At 51.9% G+C, this 18,562-nt stretch carries 15 protein-coding genes; 14 read left to right on the top strand and 1 reads right to left on the bottom strand.

Going from position 1 to position 18,562, the window contains the following annotated elements:
- Window positions 1–136: 136 nt before the first annotated feature.
- A complete protein-coding gene (locus HAV38_RS17675) occupies window positions 137–1,264 on the bottom strand; it encodes a CaiB/BaiF CoA transferase family protein (RefSeq protein WP_168056705.1) in 1,128 nt (375 codons plus the stop codon).
- A 350-nt stretch (window positions 1,265–1,614) separates the two neighbouring features.
- Between HAV38_RS17675 and HAV38_RS17670 the strand changes: the two genes are divergently transcribed.
- The 14 genes from HAV38_RS17670 to HAV38_RS17605 all read left to right on the top strand — a co-directional run bounded on the left by HAV38_RS17670 (window position 1,615) and on the right by HAV38_RS17605 (window position 18,519).
- On the top strand, window positions 1,615–2,379 hold the full coding sequence (locus HAV38_RS17670; RefSeq protein ID WP_168056704.1) for a crotonase/enoyl-CoA hydratase family protein: 765 nt from the start codon (window positions 1,615–1,617) through the stop codon (window positions 2,377–2,379).
- Between the two features lie 203 nt (window positions 2,380–2,582).
- Window positions 2,583–3,746, top strand: a complete 1,164-nt coding sequence (locus HAV38_RS17665) for an acyl-CoA dehydrogenase family protein (RefSeq protein ID WP_168056703.1) — start codon at window positions 2,583–2,585, stop codon at window positions 3,744–3,746.
- Between the two features lie 463 nt (window positions 3,747–4,209).
- Window positions 4,210–4,680, top strand: coding sequence for a tripartite tricarboxylate transporter TctB family protein (locus HAV38_RS17660; RefSeq protein WP_168056702.1), 471 nt, complete (start codon window positions 4,210–4,212; stop codon window positions 4,678–4,680).
- A gap of 3 nt (window positions 4,681–4,683) precedes the next feature.
- A complete protein-coding gene (locus HAV38_RS17655; protein WP_168056701.1) occupies window positions 4,684–6,210 on the top strand; it encodes a tripartite tricarboxylate transporter permease in 1,527 nt (508 codons plus the stop codon).
- A gap of 101 nt (window positions 6,211–6,311) precedes the next feature.
- Complete coding sequence (locus HAV38_RS17650; RefSeq protein ID WP_168056700.1) at window positions 6,312–7,157, top strand: helix-turn-helix domain-containing protein; 846 nt, start codon at window positions 6,312–6,314, stop codon at window positions 7,155–7,157.
- 27 nt (window positions 7,158–7,184) lie between these two features.
- Window positions 7,185–8,078 (top strand): LysR family transcriptional regulator, encoded by an 894-nt coding sequence (locus tag HAV38_RS17645; protein WP_168056699.1) that lies wholly within the window; start codon window positions 7,185–7,187, stop codon window positions 8,076–8,078.
- 194 nt (window positions 8,079–8,272) lie between these two features.
- On the top strand, window positions 8,273–9,223 hold the full coding sequence (locus HAV38_RS17640; protein WP_168056698.1) for a cupin domain-containing protein: 951 nt from the start codon (window positions 8,273–8,275) through the stop codon (window positions 9,221–9,223).
- 228 nt (window positions 9,224–9,451) lie between these two features.
- Window positions 9,452–10,348, top strand: a complete 897-nt coding sequence (locus tag HAV38_RS17635; RefSeq protein ID WP_168056697.1) for a TauD/TfdA dioxygenase family protein — start codon at window positions 9,452–9,454, stop codon at window positions 10,346–10,348.
- Between the two features lie 255 nt (window positions 10,349–10,603).
- A complete protein-coding gene (locus HAV38_RS17630; RefSeq protein WP_168056696.1) occupies window positions 10,604–11,635 on the top strand; it encodes an amidohydrolase family protein in 1,032 nt (343 codons plus the stop codon).
- A 316-nt stretch (window positions 11,636–11,951) separates the two neighbouring features.
- Window positions 11,952–13,619, top strand: coding sequence for a flavin-containing monooxygenase (locus HAV38_RS17625; RefSeq protein WP_168056695.1), 1,668 nt, complete (start codon window positions 11,952–11,954; stop codon window positions 13,617–13,619).
- A 154-nt stretch (window positions 13,620–13,773) separates the two neighbouring features.
- On the top strand, window positions 13,774–14,976 hold the full coding sequence (locus HAV38_RS17620; RefSeq protein WP_168056694.1) for an ABC transporter substrate-binding protein: 1,203 nt from the start codon (window positions 13,774–13,776) through the stop codon (window positions 14,974–14,976).
- Between the two features lie 39 nt (window positions 14,977–15,015).
- Window positions 15,016–15,936, top strand: coding sequence for a branched-chain amino acid ABC transporter permease (locus HAV38_RS17615; protein WP_168056693.1), 921 nt, complete (start codon window positions 15,016–15,018; stop codon window positions 15,934–15,936).
- Window positions 15,936–17,789: a branched-chain amino acid ABC transporter ATP-binding protein/permease gene (locus tag HAV38_RS17610; RefSeq protein WP_245182424.1), complete on the top strand. Its 1,854-nt coding sequence runs from the start codon at window positions 15,936–15,938 to the stop codon at window positions 17,787–17,789. Before HAV38_RS17615 ends, HAV38_RS17610 begins: the two co-directional genes overlap by 1 nt.
- Window positions 17,790–17,796: 7 nt before the next feature.
- Window positions 17,797–18,519, top strand: coding sequence for an ABC transporter ATP-binding protein (locus HAV38_RS17605; RefSeq protein ID WP_168056692.1), 723 nt, complete (start codon window positions 17,797–17,799; stop codon window positions 18,517–18,519).
- Window positions 18,520–18,562: the final 43 nt, after the last annotated feature.

Here is an 18,562-nt window from a genome sequence, read left to right as displayed (position 1 = left end):
AACGTCGAATCGTCACACAATGATGGTTGAATGACGTCTCAATGGAATGCCTGTTTCAGTAAAGTAAATTAACATTCCGGTCATGACACAGGTTGTGTCCGACCGGGTGTATTTACTGAGGCTGATAACGCGATATTTACCGCACGTTGTCTGGCAACTCTTCGGCAGACAACGCCTCAAATATCGCCGGACCATGCTCGCCGAGGTCAGGGGCAGAATGTCTGATGGTCCCTATATTTCCGTCAAAGATTAACGGTTGCCGTATGAAGCGCTCACGCTTACTTTTTCCATCAAACTCCACCACCATATTACGCGCTTTAACCTGCGCATCTTCCACTACTTGATCAACGTCGCAGACGGGGCCAAACGCAATGCGCTCGGTTTCCAGATGTTGACATAGCCAATCGAAGTGACAGCTGGCAATTGCAGCGCGTAAATATGGATCGATTTCCCTGGCGCGATGATTGCGTTGCTGCTCAGTCAACGCGCTATATTGCTTTAATCCCAGCAGGTCGCAAAGCGCCCGCCACATGTGATCTTCGCCAGCGATACTCAGCGTGATTTGACGTCCATCGGCGGTGGCGAATAATCCATAACCGGGATCTTCTGGCGGCAGCGGTCTTACCTCCAGCGCATTCATTGCGGGCACCAAAAATGGTGTCATCCAGCAGACCAGCGAGTCGAACATGGAGACATCGATCTGGCTACCGTGTCCGGAGCGGGTACGTCCAAATAGTGCCGTGACGACGCCCAGTGCAGCAAACATCGCAGATGAGATATCTGCCAAAGGCAGTACCGGCAGGTTGGCGTTGGCTTCCTGACCGAGCGGTACCTTGATCATCCCGGCAGACGCCTGAATGCTCAGATCGTGTCCGGCCACCGCAGCCATCGGGCCAGTTTGCCCAAACGACGAGATTGACATGTAAATCAAGCCTGGCTTGCGCGCACGCAATAGGTCAGCGTCCAGCTTTAAACGTGCCATGACGCCGGGGCGATAGCCCTCAATAACCACATCGGCTGAGTCCACCAGTTCCAAAAACTGTGCACGGCCAGCTTCTGATTTAAGATCAAGCGCCACTGAGCGTTTGTTGCGGTTAAGAGACGTAAATAATCCTGCGAAGCGACGGGAAGGATCGCCGCCATCGGGCCTTTCAACCAAAATAACATCCGCACCAAGATCGGCTAGCAACATGGTGGCAAAGGGGCCCGGATATTGCTCGGCTAAACTAAGGATACGAATGCCGACCAATGGAAGAGCTGCCATAAATATGTCCTTTTATTCTGGTTTAGATTTTTATATACTTAATAGTATAAAACAAATACTAAAGGGTAGCCACATATCTGTGATGCTAGTTTATGGAGCAATAGTCTATCTTCGAAGACAGTTTATTGCTCTCAGCATAAATGAATATGCCCATTTAATTATGTCCGGACGCCCAATTTTAAGCGCAGGATTTGACGACATAATTTCTTGTCCCCTCTTAAGTTTTTTAATTCTTTCAGGATCGCTGGTACTATTTTTACTTGACCGTACTTTATAATACCAATTAGTATAGTCGCGCTGGCCTCCCGCATCAAATACGAATGCTAAAGTAACGATAAGGATAGAAAGCAATGACGGACGAAGTCTTGGTCGCGCACGAAGACGGCCTGGTAATTATTACCATTAATCGACCACAGGCAAGGAATGCTGTGAACCGGGCGGTGTCCTACGGCGTATGCGAAGCGATCGACGAAATGGAGAGCCGAAGCGACCTGCACTTGGCCATCCTCACGGGGGCGGGTGGTAATTTTTGTTCTGGCATGGACCTAAAGGCTTTCTCGCGGGGGGAGGTCACGCGAGTAGAAGGGCGCGGAATCTTGGGTATCGCACTAACGCCGCCACGCAAGCCATTGATTGCTGCGGTCGAAGGCTACGCATTGGCTGGCGGATTTGAGTCGGCCTTAGCATGCGATCTGCTAGTTGCCTCTCGTACAGCATTATTCGGTTTGCCAGAAGCCAAACGCGGTCTTGCTGCGGCGGCGGGTGGCCTGTTGCGGTTGCCGCGTCTGATTCCGCAACGCATCGCGATGGAACTTGCCCTGACCGGCGAAATGGTATCGGCCGAGCGGCTCGAACGTTACGGATTAATCAATGCACTGGTAGAGCCAGGGGGGGCACTCGCTGAAGCGAAGCGGCTAGCCCGCCTTATTCTCGCCAATGCGCCGCTCTCGGTGGCCGCCAGTAAGCGTGTAATCATTGAGCAACGAGACTGGCCGATTGCCGAAATGTTTGCGATTCAGGAAGCCATCACCGGTCCGGTAATACGTTCTAACGACGCCCGGGAAGGTGCATTGGCGTTCGCCGAAAAACGCGCACCTAAGTGGACCGGTACCTGATAGCTGTGCGCTAACTCGCAGCCACAGATTGTTGGGCAAACTGGGGCATACGCACCAGTTCACATTGATCGGACCGCGAGATGGCCAGAAAAGCACGCCTCGCTGGGGCGGTTTTCCATAAGTCCAGATAACTAAAAGTGCAGCCGTTCTGACTGCACATTGCGACGTTCTACTTGTTGCCAACCTCTAACCTTGGGCACCCAATGATTCCACGTACTATTTTCAGCGCCGACTACGAACTCTTTCGCGATACCGTGCGGCGCTTTATCGCCGAGCATGTGGTGCCGTTCCATGCAGAGTGGGAAAAAGAAGGCATGGTTCCCCGTTCGCTATGGTTAAAAGCAGGGGAGCTAGGATTGCTTTGCTGCAATGTGCCGGAAGAGTATGGCGGCATGGGCGGTGATTTTTTGCATAGCGCGATCTTGATCGAAGAAATGGCGCGAGTAGGTGCCACCGGCCCAACGTTCTATTTACATTCCGATATTGTCGCCCCGTATCTGGTCGACTTCGGGACCGAAGAACAAAAGAAATATTGGTTGCCAAAAATGGCGACCGGCGAAGTGGTCGCTGCACTCGGCATGAGCGAACCTTCAGGCGGTAGCGATGTGCAAGCGATGCGTACGCAAGCAATACGCGATGGTAGCGAGTATGTCATTAATGGACAGAAGGTATTTATTACTAACGGTCATAGCGCCGATTTGTTGGTATTAGCATGCAAGACTGATCCTCTGGCACGCGGTAAGGGCGTCAGCCTTATCTTGGTCGAAACTGATCGCGCCGGTTTTACGCGCGGACGCAAGCTCGAAAAACTTGGCTGCAAAGCGCAAGATACGTCGGAACTTTTTTTCGCCGATGTGCGTGTACCAGTGAGCAACTTACTGGGCGCAGAAGGCGGTGGTTTCGTTCAACTGATGACCCAGTTATCGCAGGAGCGTCTGGTGCAGGCGATCCGTGCGGTGGCGAGCTCGGAGGCAGCGGTGCAATGGACCATTGAGTACGTCACCGAGCGCACGATGTTTGGGCATACGTTGGGTGATTTTCAGAATACGCGTTTCAAGTTAGCGGAACTGCACGCAGAACTGGTGGCGCAGCGCGTGTTCGTTGACCGCTGCCTTGAGCTGCATCTCAAAGGGGCACTCGACCCGACCGATGCCGCTGCAGCCAAGCTGGTAACCACTGAATTACAGGGGCGCGTGATGGACCAGTGTCTTCAATTGTTTGGCGGTTGGGGCTATATGTGGGAATACCCGATTGCACGCGCATTTGCCGATGCACGCATGTGCCGCATCGGTGGCGGTACCGCGGAGGTAATGAAACAAATTATCGGCAATGCGTTGCTTCCTAAAGTAAAGAGATCCGTAGCGTAATTGGATATGGGGTAACCATGGCGACGGTGAAAGCGGTCTGCTAGTACAGAATGTAATGCGACGGATTGTGCTTTATCCCACTTGTTTCACCTGAGATACGTTTTGATTTTTTAGCCATATTTGGAGCGTGAGGGTAATGCACCGGTGCTGGTAATGCGACGTGTTCACTACCGGTATTTTGCCAGGTAGTCATGTCACGGGTATCTGGCGCTTGCATTTCTCCGCGTTCTTCCAATGAAAAAATCACTCTATTTATCGCCGCAAACTTAATTTTACTCAAAAGTAAATTATAATACTCAATAGTACGATAAAGGTACGCTAGTAAAAAATACAACTCGTGGTATCTGCTGGCATGATTATTGAAGTATTGTGGGACACACTTGCCAAAAAACAAGGTCTGCTAGCAGAAGTAAGTTTTTAATATGCAATAAATTATAAAAATAATTCATGCAGGAACAGGAGGATGACGATGCGCAATTTCATCAATAAATATAATAAAGATTATTACGGTGGTGGCTTGATGATGTTGTTAGGCCTGGGCGCGGCGGTCCAGGGCAAAACTTACAATATCGGTAGTCTGAATCGCATGGGTCCAGGATTTTTCCCGGTTACCCTTGGTGTCTTATTGGTACTTGTTGGCGCAATGATCGCTATCGGTGCCAAAGCTGCAACGCCTGAAGCTGAGGAAAAATACATTGCTCCGGAATGGCGAGGCTGGATTTGCATTGTCTTATCTATCCTGGCTTTCCTGGTATTGGGAGTGTACGGGGGCTTGCTACCCGCCACCATTGCCATCGTTTTCATTTCGGCAATGGGCGACCGTAATAATTCACTGAAAAGTGCATTGCTCCTCTCGCTAGGCATGGGAGTGATCTGCATCATCGTATTTTGGTGGGCCCTGAAACTGCAGTTTCCTTTATTCCAGTGGGGTTAAGCGATGATCGGACAATCTTTAATGGATCTTTGGTCAGGCTTTGGTGTTGCTTTGCAGCCCCACAACCTGATGTGGTCGTTTGTTGGCGTTTTGATCGGTAATTTAATCGGGGTTTTGCCTGGAATGGGTGCGTTGTCGGCGATCTCGATGCTGCTCCCGATTACTTATTCTCTGCACCCGATCCCCGCAATTTTGATGTTGGCCGGTATTTTTTACGGATCGCAATATGGCGGAGCCATCGGCGCAATTCTGTTAAATCTGCCTTGCCATCCGCCTCACGCAGTGACCTGTCTCGATGGCTACCCGTTGACCCGCCAGGGTAAGGGCGGTACCGCACTCGGCATCACAATGATCGCGTCATTTTTTGCCGCATCATTTGGAATTGTAGTGATGATTTTCGCATCGCCATTATTGGTCAGTGTGGCATTCAAGTTCGGCCCCACAGAAATATTTTCGATTATGCTGCTGGGCTTGTTATGCGGCGGAACGATGTCTAAAGGGTCGCCGCTGAAAGGTGTGGCGATGACGATTGTCGGACTCTTGATCGGGCTGGTGGGCACCGATGTTAATACTGGAACCCCACGCTTCACAATGGGGTTGTTAGAACTATCCGACAAAGTCGAATTGGTAGCATTGGCGCTAGGCCTGTTTGGGGTCACAGAATTTCTGCGTAGCGTCAACCGAATGGAAATCGTCGGTAGCGGCGTCAAGTTGGGCTTCCGAGACATGCGTCCGAGCAAAGCGGAGCTTAAGCAAGCTTTCTTTCCCATGGTACGGGGCACGTTAATTGGTACATTGTTCGGCGCGATGCCAGGCACCGGTCCTACTATTACGACATTTATCGCTTACGCGTTTGAACGTAAAATTTCCAAGACACCGGAGCGCTTCGGTCATGGCGCGATCGAAGGTGTGGCTAGCCCCGAAGCAGCATCGCATTCTAAAACACAAGTTGATTTTATTCCCACCATGAGTTTGGGAATACCGGGCGACGCGGTAATGGCGCTGATTTTGGGTGCGTTATTAATTCAAGGTATTCAACCTGGACCGCAGTTAATTACCGAACATGCCGACCTTTTTTGGGGTTTGATTGCCAGCTTTTGGGTTGGTAATGTATTGCTTCTGGTGCTGAATATTCCACTGATCGGCGTCTGGGTAAAATTATTGCAGGTCCCGTATCGTTATTTATTTCCTGCGGCGCTATTTTTTATAGCGGTCGGCGTGTACAGCACCAACAACAGCCTGTTCGGTGTCGGTGAAGTATTGGTATTCGGACTAGTCGGTGCACTCTTCGTGGCACTCGATTTTCCGGTCTCGCCGATATTGCTTGGATATGTGCTCGGCCCCATGATTGAAGAAAATTTCCGACGCGCTCTTTTGCTCTCCCGTGGAGACATGATGGTATTTATAGATCGTCCGATTAGTGCTTCATTTATTGGAATATGCTCGTTGGTCGTATTAGGGCAATTATTCTTTGCCGGGCGTGCGGCGTTGCGGCGACGGCAGGCCTTAAGATTGTTAGCGGCAGGGTAACGCTAGAAAATTGTCGCGGGTTTGAGTCGGCGATATTTGGACGGTACTTAGTTGGTACCTGGTTATTATTTCGAGGTTATTTTTAGTTAGTACATATTGCAATGTTCAATAATTCTGAATTGATACTAACGCCGACGCCAACTCGTCCGACTCGTCCACCGCGCCAACGCCATATCTGGATCAATTCTGACCGGGTTTTTTACTCCGGTCTGATTGGACAGCGCACTACCCGCGTCATGGGTAGTATTTTGATGTATGTATCGTTGTCGGAGCCGATTCGAATTAGCATCGATAATGGCGATTGGATCACTACAGATTTTGCAGTGGTGCAACCTTATACGCCACACCGGATTGAATGCGATAACCGTTTGGTTGCGGTCATGCATATCGAGCCGGAGACGGTTGCGTTGGAATATCTTCCCGCGTATCTGAAATCCCGCTCCGGTAAGGTTGCTGATCCCGAACTAGTGCAGCGAATAGTTGACGCCTACGCAAAAATTAACCGTCTTGGCGACATTATTGATCCAAAGACGGAAGACTTCGATATGTTTTTTTTCGGTCAGCTGCTGGTTCGTCCGCCGCCTTTCGAGTCGCGTATTGCCATGCTTGTCGAGCGTATCAAAGAAAATCCCTGCGGTCAGGCTTCAGCTATTTCCTGTGCCGCGGATTCGGGGCTTTCGGTGTCGAGATTTTTACACTTGTTCCGCGCGACGGTCGGAATATCGTTTCGGAGTTTTCGTTCCTGGAAGCGTGGCCGCAGTTTGCTGTATCGCTTGTTGGACTCAAATAATTTGATCTATCTGGCGCTCAATACCGGTTATCCAGACGCCACCCATTTTAGTCATTCGGTACGCCAGGTATTCGGCATGACGCCGACGTTACTCTTTAAAAGTTCTCAGTCCATCAGAATGTATGGCCAAGCCATCCCGCCGCCGCATGCTCTTTAACCGCACGGAAAAATTGACCGGAATGCGATGAACATTCAGCAACTTGAAACCTTTTGCTGGATTTCACGACTCGGTACTTTTAGTGCGGCCGCTGATCGTCTATACACCTCGCAGGCTAGCGTTTCTTCACGGATTCGTGAGCTAGAAATGGAACTGGATGTGGTCTTGTTCGATCGCATTGGACGCCAGGTGCAATTGACGCTAAAAGGTCGCGAACTGTTAGTGCATGCGGAAAAGGTCGTCATTGACGCGTCGCAGTTGCGTTTGGTCGCAGGGAAACCCGAGATCACCACCGGCGTAGTCAAGATCGGACTGGGGGAAGTAATTGCAGCGCGCTCATTGGTCGCGATTATCAACACATTGAAGCAGCGTTATCCCGGATTAGCGGTGGAGTTTGATATCGACCTGAATGCCAGTCTCTTATCCAAGCTCAGCCGCGGCGCGATAGATGTCGCGGTAGTCGGCGGCCCGATACACGATGGGGAAATTAACGCGGTGTCGATTGGTGCGCTCAAAGTGGTGTGGGTTGGCACTCCCGTTCTCAGCGCGCAGTTAGCGATAGCAACACCCCGCGATATTGCAGCCTTACCTATCATTTCGTTGAATCGCGAAGCGCGCCTATTTACACAAATGCAAAGCTGGTTCGCAGAAGCTGCGGTAGTCCCGGGGTCAGTCAGTTTTTGTAACAGTATGTCCACCATGCTTTACGTTGCGCGTGGTGGTGTATGCGTGTGCATGATGCCGCATGAGTTAGTTAAAGACGATCTTGAAGCCGGTACGCTGTGTGCGTTGAATGCCAGTCCTTCGATCCCGTCAATTACTTTTTTTGTCGCTACCCGTGTCGATAGCCTCGATCCGGCCATCGCCGATTTCGCGGCCATCGTGACCGACATTTGCAGGTTGCCGCCAACATCGGATTAAGTTGAAAGAGTGCACATAAGCGTACGCATGTTTAAGAAGGGCGGAGAACGCTTTACCTACCGCGTACTGATTGGTATCGATAAGAATTTCTCGTTTGACCCTGCCAGTTGAGCGGCGTAACGTAGGACAGATAAGATCGTTCCAGGCCTGTTACTAATGAAGGCTAGACGACACCGGATATTAAGGAGATTATTTTGCCAGATACGAACCGTCCACGGACGATTGCAGATTTGCCAGCCCAGCTTGCTTTAGCGCCGACTACCCCAGCGCAAGCCGCTGCGCGTTATTACAACACTGGGAACGCGTTTGACGTGAAGCTACCCGCCGTACCAGATCAAAGCTTTGTTAATGAACCGCTCAAAGCATTACATCCTGATACCCCGACCTGCCTGATTCCTTGCGATGTATCGGCGCAGCTTGAAAGCGCGACGCCTGCCACCACGCCGCTATCGCTGGCCCGCTACGCAAAGATTAAAGCCGGCGAAACGCTGAGCACTGAATTTGTCGCCAGTGGCATTATCGTCTATGTCATCAGTGGCATAGGTAGCACCACTTGCGAAGCTGAAAATATTGAATGGAGTACTGGCGACGTGTTCATACTGCCAGGCGGCGGTGTGCATGTATATAAGGCCACTACCGAGGCGGATGCTGTGCTGTGGATCGTCACTAATGAGCCGCAATTAGCTTTCGAAAATCTCCGCGCGCCAGCCCAAGGCAATGCACCGACCTGTGTAGTGCATTACCCTGCAGATGAAATTACGCGCCAGATCGATTTGCTCTATGCGGTAGGACGCGGCAAGGATATTCCCGGATCAGCGTTGATTTTCTCTTCGACTTCGCAAGAAGCTATTCGCAACGTTTTGCCAACATTGACCGTGGCGATGAACTCCTTACCTGCGGGTGAAGCGCAGCGTCCACATCGCCACAATGCGATGGCAATGGCATTGATTATTCAAGGCGAAGGCTGTTACTCAATCGTTGATGGCAAGCGCAAAGAATGGTCGCAATGGGCTACTACCATCACCCCTGGCGTTGCCGTGCATTCTCATCACAACGAAGGCAATAAACGCGCCATGTTCCTGATTATTCAGGACGGCGGCATTTACTACTACACGCGGGCGATGGGCTTTTCTTTCGCAGACTAATTTGTAGCATTGCGCTTGATGCAGGCAAGAGAAAAATCTTTGCTGCGGTAATCCTTACAGGGCGTTTAAGGTAGTGATCACCATAACGCGCAGAGCAATGCGCAAGACGATACGAAGACATTTAGTCTCGTTGGCATGTTGATGCCGTCCGTTCAAATGCACTCTTTTAGGTGGACCTCTGATGGGGCCGCCGACCCACAATAATAATTTTAATCCGGAGATATTTTTATGTCGCTTAACGTTCAAACTACGTCGCAGGGCAAACTTACAGTGCGCCCTTTAGGCTCGGCTCTCGGTGCTGAAGTGCTTGGTATCGATATGCGTCAGCCGCTGGATAAAGAAACTCTCCAGCAAGTGCGGGACATCTGGTCAGAGCATCTTGTGCTGGTTTTTCCTCAACAGCATATTACCGATCAGGAGCATGTGGAATTTACGCGCAACTTTGGCGACCCTGAAATATTTCATCAAGACATCATCCGTTCCAAAAGCGTACGTGAAATTTTTAGAGTTTCGAATGTAGATGAAAGCGGTGTCCTGATGCCGCCTGACCATCCGACCTCCCGACAAGTATCGCTGGCCCAATTTTGGCATACCGATAGTAGTTATCGCGCGATTCCTTGCACCGGCTCTTTACTACACGGTATTGAAGTCAGTCGTAGCGGTGGGGAAACGCAGTTCACAAATATGTATGCCGTCTATGAAGCCTTGCCGGAAGCGTTAAAGCGCGAGGTGCAGGGACGCAAGGCATTGCATGATTTTGAATTCCTGCAAAAACAAAATTCTTTACGGCCATTGACAGACGCAGAGCGCGCCGCCATGCCACCGGTCTGGCAACCATTGGTGCGGATCCATCCGGTAACCGGTCGCAAGTCCCTTTACATCAGTCCGATCTATAACGAACAAGTTGAAGGCATGGCACCAGGCGCCGGTCGCGATCTGATTGCCGAACTCACCGCATTTTCTGGTCAGCCGCAGTTTGTTTATTCGCATCGCTGGGAAACCGATGACGTCGTCCTATGGGATAACCGCTGCACCATGCACCAGGTCACCAAGTTCGATGCCGATGAACGTCGGGTGATGCACCGCACTACGATAGTCGGAGACGCAGCGGTAGTCGCGGCTTAAATTAAAAAACTAAAATAAGTTGGCAAAATAAGTTAGCCGAATAAGTGAGCTAAATAAGCGAGCTAAATAAGTGAGCTAAATAAGTGAGCTAAATAAGTTAGTTACATCATTAGTGATTACTCTTGCTGGATGCCTTGTGCCAACGTAATGTTGGCGTTGGGTTCCCCAGGGTTTCAGTCTATTTTTTCGTATGCCATAAGTTTGCCGATGCAGGTTCGGCGAACCGCCGCCTTTCATCTTGTTAAGGATCACGCCATGTCAAGTATGCCCATCCCGGTTTTTAAACACGTCGAACTTGATCAGGCGTGGCTGCTTCGCTTGCAGGAAGAAATTATCGCGCCGGAACTACCGATCGTGGATCCGCATCACCATTTATGGGAACGCGGCGGCGGTTATTTTCTGGATGAAATGCTGGCTGATGCCAACGCAGGCCATAACGTGGTGGCGACGGTATTTGTGCAATGCGGATACGGCTATCGCACCGATGGACCGGAATCACTGCGCCCAGTGGGCGAGACTGAATTTGTCGCATCCGTAGCAGAAGAGTGTGCCAAGCGCAATGTCAGCACCCGAGTATGCGCGGGCATCGTCGGCACCGCTGATTTAATGCTAGGCGATCAAGTCGATGTTGTGCTTGAAGCGCACGTCAAGGCAGGGCGCGGTCGGTTCCGCGGAATCCGTCACATCTCCGCGCGGCATGATGCGTTTTCCGCCAGTTTGCTTCCTCCCCCGCAACACCACTTAATGGCAGAACCCGCATTCCGCGCCGGATTTGCCCGTCTGAATGCGTTTAATCTGACGTTCGATGCCTGGCTGTATCACACCCAAATCGATGAACTTACAGCGTTAGCGCGTGCATTTCCAGATACCCCGATTGTTCTCAATCACGTAGGCGGCCCGCTAGGCGTTGGTCCATATGCTGGCAAGCGCGATGAAGTGTTTATGCATTGGCTAGCGTCGATCAAGACCCTCGCGACGTGTCCCAACGTGCGTGTCAAGTTGGGCGGCCTTGCGATGGCAATCACCGGCTTCACTTTCCATACCGAACCGTTACCACCATCATCCGGCGAGTTAGCCAAGGCCTGGCGTCCATACATCGACGCGTGTATCGAAAACTTCGGTGCAGACCGTTGCATGTTCGAGAGTAACTCACCGGTGGACAAAGGCATGTGCAGCTACCCTGTGCTATGGAATGCTTACAAACGCATTGCCTCCGGCGCGTCAGACACCGAGAAAGCGGCCCTATTTCACGATACAGCTGCCAGCTTCTATCGCTTGAGGTCATAAAGTGTAATGACAGTTAACGCTTGTATGGCATTAGTAAAAACTGAATCAAACATCAGCCATAAAGTCGGTTGAACTGGCATTTGACGTGCCCGTCACAGGCGTTGCCGGTTATTAATTTTTCTGCGGGTGCGCTCAGCCGTGGCAAGAAAAATATACTGGCTGACCGGCCCCGGCTGAGCAGCAACGCTTTAATTACCAAACAACCAAACAATACAGATAACGCGGCATTATTTAATCCAATCAAAAAATATACACACGCTCGAGCCGTACCAACAAAAAAATATAACCCCCACGGCTCCAAGCCAGAGGAGACGCCATGACAAATAACATCGCAACGGAAAGCAGCGTTCTGCCTACAGCCGCCCCTACCCAAGATCCAGCAAGCAATGTGCTAGACGCAGTAGTAGTTGGCGCAGGCTTCGCGGGCATGTACATGCTGCATCGCTTAAGGGAGTTAGGCCTGACCACACGCGCCTTCGAAAAAGGTCATGACGTTGGCGGCGTATGGTATTGGAACCGCTATCCCGGCGCGCGTTGTGACGTCGAAAGCATGCAATATTCCTACTCATTTTCAGAAGCGCTGCAACAAGAGTACGAATGGAGCGAGCGCTTTGCTGCCCAGCCGGAAATATTAGCCTACGCATCCCATGTCGCCGATCGCTTCGATTTGCGTCGCGATATAACCTTCCAGACCGGCATCAGTGCCGCGCATTACAACGAAGAACAAGGCCTCTGGGATATCTGTACCGAACATGGCGAGCACGTTTTTACCCGCTTCTGCATCATGGCAACTGGTTGCCTGTCCTCTACCCGGATGCCTGACATTCTTGGCATTGAGGCCTTCGAAGGCAACATATATCACACAGGTAACTGGCCACATACACCAGTCGATTTCAGTGGTCAACGCGTCGGCGTGATCGGAACAGGCTCGTCCGGGATTCAATGTATTCCGGTCATCGCGCAACAAGCCGGGCAATTGCTGACTTTTCAGCGCACGCCAAACTTTAGCGTGCCAGCGCGTAACGTCCCCATGACGGATGCAATTGCGCAGCATTGGAAAAGTAACTACGCGGGATTGCGTCAGCAGGCACGCGAGAACACAAGTTCCGGCACCATCTACGAAAAAAGTGTGCGTAAGGCGCATGAAGCCAGTCCCGAAGAACAGCAGGCGGAATATACGCGGCGCTGGCAATCGGGTGGGGTGAATTTTATGCACTCCTTCAATGACCTGATGCTTGATATCAAGTCTAACGATACCGCTGCAGAATTTGTACGAGGGCAGATTAGCGCTATCGTGGAAGATCCGCAAATAGCTGATTTGCTTACGCCTAAGGGTTATCCGATCGGTTCCAAACGGATTTGCATCGATACCAATTATTACAGCACTTATAACCGCGACAATGTGACGCTCGTTGACCTGTGCGCCGCGCCGATCACCGCGATTACACCCACTGGTTTGCAGACCGCGGACGCGCATTATCCGCTTGATAGCATCGTCTTCGCCACTGGTTATGACGCCATGACAGGCGCACTACTGAATATCGATATCGTTGGTCGCGCGGGCGAGACGCTAGCCAAAAAATGGGAAGCCGGACCCACCACCTATCTTGGTTTGATGATGTCTGGATTTCCTAACTTGTTCACGATCACCGGCCCGGGTAGTCCATCAGTGTTGGCGAATATGATTTTTGCCATCGAGCAGCATGTTGAATGGATCGCTGACTGTCTGGCATGGCTGCGCGAACGTGCGCTGCATACCATCGAGGCCGATAGCGTCGCAGAAGCGCTATGGGTCGCGCATGTCAACGAGGTCGCCGATACCACGCTGTTTCCGCTTGCCAACTCCTGGTACGTAGGTGCCAATGTACCCGGTAAGCCGCGGGTTTTCATGCCTTACGTTGGTGGCGTGGTGCCCTATCGCCGTAAGTGCAATGAGGTGGCCGCGCAAGGCTATGAAGGATTTAATGTGAGTGCGCGAAGCTAGAGTTCTGTTCGATCAATCAAAGTATTAAGCAACTACTAGGCAACTATTAGGCAACTGTTGGGCAACGGTCAGGAAACCGTTAGGCAATACCTATCACACCATTAGAACGTAGATAACTACGACAAAGGTGCTTTCAAACCGAGGAGACCTCATCATGACAATTAAACAGAAAAAACACCGCCAGGCGCTAGTATTGGCAGTATTGTTTGCGACGGCCGCTGCGTCGGGATACACCTGCGCAGAAGATATCAAATTAGGTTTCAACGGCGATCTTTCAGCATCACCATCGGCGCTGAGCGGAAAGGCCGCAGTATTTGGAATTCAAGCCGCAATCGAAGATATCAACGCCAGCGGCGGTGTCTTGGGGCGCAAGCTTAGTCTGGTCACGAGAGACGATCTTTCGCAGCCGCAAAAATCAATGCAAAACATGTCAGAACTGATCGATGCCGAGAAGGTCGTCGCAGTCATCGGTCCGACCAATTCAGGTAACGCGCTGGCCTGGAAACACATTGCCAATGAGAAAAAAATTCCGGTCATCGGTGCCATTGGATCGGCGACCGCGATTACTTTTCCGATGAGCAAGGGAGCAAGCAATTACATGTTCCGGGTCTCAATGGTTGATCGCGATTCCATCGCGGCGCTATTGGCTTACGTCAGTAAAAATCCGGGCAGTAAAAAAATTGGCTTTATGGTCGAGACCACGGGTTTCGGGCAGGGCGGTCTGAAGGATATCGAAGAGCTTGCACAGCTCCATCAGATCGTACCCGCTTGTAGTGAGAAATTCGGAGTTGCCGATACGGACATGACATCGCAGTTGAACAAATGCAAGGCTGCCGGCGTTGATACGCTGATCGTCTGGGCGCAGGCGGTACCGTCGGCGCAACTGATGCGCAGCATGGAAAAAATTAGTTATGCGCCGACCACACTGATGTCGTGGGGCATTCAGCAACCATCCTTTTATGAGATTGCTGGCAGCACCGCGATGCGTCCGATTTTCTTGCAAACCCTGACCGATGAGCGCACCCCACGCCAGCAAAAATTGTTTGAACGTATTGCACCCAAAATGCCGACCAGTCCGTTTGGTATCGCCGGCCATGCCTATGATGCGGTCTTGTTGCTAGCGGCAGCAATCAAGCAAGCTAACAGTACAGAGGGCGTGAAGGTGCGGGATGCGCTTGAGAATTTACAGGGAAATGTCGACGGCGTGATGAAGACCTATGCCAAACCATTTTCGGCAATTAATCGGGAGGCGCTTAGCTCCTCCGACTATCGCTGGGTGAAATGGCGCGACGGAAAATTGGTGGCTTACTCCGATCCGGTGATCAAGACGTTGTTGACAGTGGACTATAAAAAGTAAAAGCGACGTAAACGCAATTTTTTGAAAGGTTTACTCGCCATGCTAATCACATTGATTCAAGCGATTATCAGCGGCCTTGCGGTCGGTGGTGCATATGCGTTATTCGCATTGAGCTTTAGCATCACCTTTACGACGACCAAAACGCTGAACTTTGCACAAGGTGATTTTATTTCCTTCGGCGCCTTTATCGGCTTGTCAGTACTGTGGTTTCTCACCGGAAAACCGATGAATGCGTCGCTAGCCAACGTTCCACCGGTAGTCTGGCATCAGGTCGTCTCGGCTCTTGCCGTGATGATCATCGTCGGTGGCACCGGCCTATTGCTATATCTGTTGGCAGTGCGGCCGTTTGCCGGCAAGGGGGGGATGTCGTGGGTAATGAGTACCATCGGCTTTGGCATCATTCTGACCAGTGGCGGCCTCGCATTATGGGGTCCATCGCAGGTATTTGTCCCCTCGCCGGTGGGCGATCAGGTGTTACATCTATTCGGTATCGGCGTGCGTCCGCAGGAACTACTGACCCTCGGCGTCAGCATCGGCATCATGCTGACGTTCGATTGGATCATGCGTAGCACCATGATGGGTAAGGCGATGCGCGCAGTGGCGCATGATCCGCGTGTGGCCGGAGCAATGGGCATCAATGCGCCAGCAATGATGATTGGCGCTTATGTCCTCAGTTCAGCATTGGCCGGGCTGGGCGGGTTTTTGATCGCACCTATTACCTCCGCTTCATTATTCATTGGGCTGGCCATTGCACTCAAAGGTTTTTCCGCAGCCATCATCGGCGGATTATCCAACCCGCGCGGTTGCGTGTTAGGTGGTTTCGCACTTGGGGTAATCGAATCGATGGTTAACCTGTGGCAGGCCCAGTGGCGTGAAGTGGCGGTATTCCTGATTGTTATCGTGGTACTGGCTTGTCGCCCCTATGGCCTGATGGGTCAGCGTCCGGTGGAGAAAGTCTGATGCGCGATTCTCAGCGGGTGAGGGGTATGGCCGAATGGCGTGGGCCGGGTGGGTTCTTTGGCATTAATAGCCGCAGCGTTTCAGGCCCCCTGTGCATCATTGGCGCAATTGTCGGCGTGAGTTTATTGGCGGGCAACGATTATCAGTTGGGCCTTATGTTCATGATGGGCGTGTATTTTCTTTGCGCTGCTGGCATGAATGTACTGGTTGGATACGCAGGGCAGAAGTCGCTCGGACAGGCTGGACTGTTTGCGGCTGGGGCCTATGGCGCAGCGATTTTAAGTACGCGCTTCGATTGGAGTCCTGTTTTTGCGTTGATCGGCGCGGCGGTGCTCTCTGGATTGTGTGGTGCGTTGATCGCCTGGCCATCGCTGCGCGTGCGGGGTCCGTATCTGGCGATGGTGACATTAGCTTTTGGCATCGTAGTGGAGAAACTGGTCGCGGGATGGACCGAAGTCTTTGGCGGTGCGCAAGGGATCTACGGTGTCAAACCGCTGACCTTATCGGGCGCCCCGTTGTCGGGCCTGCACTGGGTCTGGTTGGTACTGGGGATGGGGGTCATCACTTATTTTCTGTTGCGCAATCTGCTCAAGGGCCGCTTCGGCAGAGCGTGGCTGGCGATCCAGGCGGATGAAATTGCCGCTGCCTGTGCGGGCATTAATGTGTATCGGTACAAAGTGCTGGCGTTTGTCATCGCCGGGATTTGCTGCGGCATTGCCGGTGCACTAGTAGCCCAGCACGGTCAGTATATTAATTCCGACTATATCAGCTTTAATTTATCGATTTTTATTCTTCTGCTGGTGTTATTGGGCGGTGCAGGTTCGCTCTACGGACCATTGATCGGCGCGATACTGCTGACGCTGATTGATGCGTATCTGGCGCGTTGGCCATCTGTGCAGCATTTCGGTTACGGCGCACTTTTGTTATTTGCGTTGTATGTCATGCCCGATGGTGTCGCTGGTTTATTGAAGAGGCTCAACGGGGTGAGCGCGCCGGAGGCTGGGCCAGCAAATCAGTTGGATGCAAGCAAAGGTCGCTCGGTACTGGCGAGAACGGTGGAAGCGATAAGTCCCGGCGGCGCAGATCATTCTTTGCTGGAGGTTGAACATCTTGGTAAGTCTTTCGGCGGCATCCATCCGGTACAAGACGTATCGTTTTCACTGCGCCCAGGAAAAATTCATGCGCTGATCGGTCCTAACGGGGCAGGAAAAACTACTATGATTAATATGCTTAGTGGTGTCATACCTGCCAGTGCAGGGAGAATCGCGTTCCTTGGCGATGATATTGGTCGGCTCAGCAGTCATGCGATTTGTCGGAAAGGTATCGCCCGCACGTTTCAAAATCTGCGCTTATTTGGGGCGCTGTCAGTGCAGGAAAATATTCTGATTGGTCGTCATTGCCGTATGCAGAACGGGTTTTTCAGTGCCTTGCTGGGACTGCCTTCCTCGCGTGCGGAGGAACATCAGGCCCGGGAGTACACCGCCTCCGTATTGAAGTTCTTCGGGCTGACAGCGTTGGCCCAGCGGCCCGCTGGCAGTCTCGCCTACGGTCTGCAACGGCGGCTGGAGCTTGCCCGCGCACTGGCGACCGAACCGCTCCTGCTTTTGCTCGACGAGCCCGCCGCAGGTTTAAATCCGCAGGAATGCGTCGAACTAGGCGACCTGATCGTCATGATCGCAGGGCTTGGGATCACCGTCGTTATGGTTGAACATCACATGGATCTTGTTATGAAAATTTCCGATCACGTCATTGTTCTCGATCACGGCAGCAAAATTGCCGAAGGATTGCCAGCAGTGGTGCGGGCCGATGAACGCGTGATTGCCTCTTATCTGGGGGCTCCGGCTGCGGCCTGAGAATGCCATGTTGATACTGGACGAGATTGATGTTTCTTACGGCCCGATTTCGGCGCTGCGCAAGATTTCGCTGAAGGTGCCCGAGGGCGCGGTAGTGGCGATCATTGGTGCCAATGGTGCGGGCAAGAGTTCACTGTTGAAAAGTATCGCGGGGTGGGAGATACCGACCAGCGGTTCTATCCGCTTTATTGATCGCAGCATCAACCACGATATTACGCGCTTGCCATCCCATAAAAGGACGGACTTAGGGATTGCATTGTCACCTGAAGGGCGCGGGATTTTTCCGGATCAGAGCGTGCGCGATAACCTGATGCTGGGCGCCTATTTGCGTCGTCATGATCCGGCAGGAATTGAGCGCGATATTCTGCATGCGTTTGCACGCTTTCCGATTCTCGGTACGCGTCAGCATCAGCCGGCTGGCACGCTGTCCGGCGGTGAGCAGCAGATGTTGGCCATTACCAGAGCATTGATGAGCGCGCCTAAATTGTTGCTACTGGATGAACCATCACTGGGCCTCGCGCCATTAATGATTCAAGAAATTTTTGCGACGATTTGCGCATTACGCGACGAAGGATTGACGATTGTTCTGGTCGAGCAAATGGCGAATCAGGCACTCGCGATCGCAGATTACGCTTACGTTCTGGAAACCGGCGACATCATACAGCACGGTAAAGGCGCTGATCTGATGCATGATCCCAAGGTGCGCGCAGCTTATCTTGGGATGCATTAGATTTTTATCGGAACCTGCTGCGGCATGGTTGTCACTGGTGTAC

Origin of the sequence: Glaciimonas immobilis (genome assembly GCF_011947285.1) — a bacterium.
GTDB lineage: Bacteria > Pseudomonadota > Gammaproteobacteria > Burkholderiales > Burkholderiaceae_D > Glaciimonas > Glaciimonas immobilis.
Note: the sequence above shows the minus strand (reverse complement) of the source record. Positions and strands in the feature narration are given on the sequence as shown.

Excerpts from the sequence above, each read along its gene's own strand:
- HAV38_RS17645 (WP_168056699.1), top strand. The coding sequence starts at position 7,185 with ATGAACATTCAGCAACTTGAAACCTTTTGCTGGATTTCACGACTCGGT.
- HAV38_RS17605 (WP_168056692.1), top strand. The coding sequence starts at position 17,797 with ATGTTGATACTGGACGAGATTGATGTTTCTTACGGCCCGATTTCGGCG.
- HAV38_RS17610 (WP_245182424.1), top strand. The coding sequence starts at position 15,936 with ATGCGCGATTCTCAGCGGGTGAGGGGTATGGCCGAATGGCGTGGGCCG.
- HAV38_RS17630 (WP_168056696.1), top strand. The coding sequence starts at position 10,604 with ATGTCAAGTATGCCCATCCCGGTTTTTAAACACGTCGAACTTGATCAG.
- HAV38_RS17615 (WP_168056693.1), top strand. The coding sequence starts at position 15,016 with ATGCTAATCACATTGATTCAAGCGATTATCAGCGGCCTTGCGGTCGGT.
- HAV38_RS17670 (WP_168056704.1), top strand. The coding sequence starts at position 1,615 with ATGACGGACGAAGTCTTGGTCGCGCACGAAGACGGCCTGGTAATTATT.
- HAV38_RS17650 (WP_168056700.1), top strand. The coding sequence starts at position 6,312 with ATGTTCAATAATTCTGAATTGATACTAACGCCGACGCCAACTCGTCCG.
- HAV38_RS17635 (WP_168056697.1), top strand. The coding sequence starts at position 9,452 with ATGTCGCTTAACGTTCAAACTACGTCGCAGGGCAAACTTACAGTGCGC.
- HAV38_RS17625 (WP_168056695.1), top strand. The coding sequence starts at position 11,952 with ATGACAAATAACATCGCAACGGAAAGCAGCGTTCTGCCTACAGCCGCC.
- HAV38_RS17655 (WP_168056701.1), top strand. The coding sequence starts at position 4,684 with ATGATCGGACAATCTTTAATGGATCTTTGGTCAGGCTTTGGTGTTGCT.
- HAV38_RS17620 (WP_168056694.1), top strand. The coding sequence starts at position 13,774 with ATGACAATTAAACAGAAAAAACACCGCCAGGCGCTAGTATTGGCAGTA.
- HAV38_RS17665 (WP_168056703.1), top strand. The coding sequence starts at position 2,583 with ATGATTCCACGTACTATTTTCAGCGCCGACTACGAACTCTTTCGCGAT.
- HAV38_RS17675 (WP_168056705.1), bottom strand. The coding sequence starts at position 1,264 with ATGGCAGCTCTTCCATTGGTCGGCATTCGTATCCTTAGTTTAGCCGAG.
- HAV38_RS17660 (WP_168056702.1), top strand. The coding sequence starts at position 4,210 with ATGACGATGCGCAATTTCATCAATAAATATAATAAAGATTATTACGGT.